Below are 1,268 nucleotides of genomic sequence, written 5' to 3'. Positions count from 1 at the left end.
CTCTCTGTTATTCTTTAGCTTCCACGAATGCGCTCACTTTTCTATTTGTTTCTTTATAGGCTTCATTCGCATCAAGAAGAAGTGCGCCAATTAAACGAAATGCAGACTCGACATTTGGAAATACTCTAACAACGCGCTCACGACGTCTTAACTCACTATTTAGTCGTTCGAGTGCGTTTGTACTTTTTAAAAACTTTTGTCTAGCCGCTGGACACATTAAACATTGAATCGCATCGTCAAATCCACTTTCTAAAATTTCTACCGCGTGATTAAATCTTGGATCCTCTGATACAAAGTCTAAAAACTTCTCTTTTGCTTCTCGTGCATGTTGGGGTGTTGTCGTATGAAAAATCTCTCTCAATAATTGACGCGCAGCAGTTGAACCTTTTTTAGGCATTACATTCGTAATGTTTCTTAAGAAATGGACTGTACATCTTTGCCAAGGTGTGCCCGGGAACTCTTCTTGAATCGCCTGCTTTAAACCTTGATGTGAATCTGAAGTAATGAGTTCTGGTTGTGTTAACCCACGATTTTTTAAGTCACGTAAAAAGTGCCCCCAGTGATTCTTACTCTCAGCATCATCCACTTTAAACCCAAGTACTTCACGATGACCATCTACACCAATACCGAGCGCAATATACACAGCTTTAGAGACGATTCTATGATTCTCACGTACTTTAATATACATCGCATCTACTGATACATATTTAAATATATTGTGTGTTAATGAACGCTCCGCGAAGTCTTGGATTTCTGGATCTAATCGTTTCATCACGTTAGATACGAATGATTTCGAGACACTTTCTCCGACTAGTCTTCCACAATTTTAGTGACTTTACGCGTAGACACACCGCTGACTACCATTTCAATCAAAGAAAGCACGAGCGCCTGGTCCTTTCTTTGCCACTTCTCAAATACCTGTGGTGAAAACTCTCCGGAACGTGTTCGTGGGACTTCGAGTTCAATTTTTCCAACTAACGTTGTGAACCCTCGGCGATAACTGCCATTACGATAGTCTTTTCGACTACTGTTTCTTTCATATGAGCCAATACCCATGTATTCATCTCGTTCTTCTTGCATCACTTGATTTAACACTAAAGTTAGAAGACCCTTAGTCATTTCATTAAGGTTACTTCCAGAGATATCCTCTAGAATTTTTTTCATATCTACTGTAAAATTAAGTTGAGTCATTTGTATTCTCTCCCTGTTAATTTTTGTTGGTAACTAAATTATAACAGAGAATGCGATGGCTCTTTTTTCTATTTTAC

At 38.7% G+C, this 1,268-nt stretch carries 1 pseudogene; it reads right to left on the bottom strand.

Annotated elements, in window-relative coordinates:
* Positions 1-7 precede the first annotated feature (7 nt).
* Positions 8-1,164 (bottom strand): annotated as a pseudogene (locus HMPREF3029_RS00155) (IS256 family transposase).
* Between the last annotated feature and the right edge of the window lie 104 nt (positions 1,165-1,268).

The sequence above is a fragment of the Nosocomiicoccus sp. HMSC059G07 genome (assembly GCF_001815515.1).
In the GTDB taxonomy this organism is placed as follows: Bacteria; Bacillota; Bacilli; order Staphylococcales; family Salinicoccaceae; genus Nosocomiicoccus; species Nosocomiicoccus ampullae_A.
This window is presented reverse-complemented; position numbering and strand designations above follow the sequence as displayed.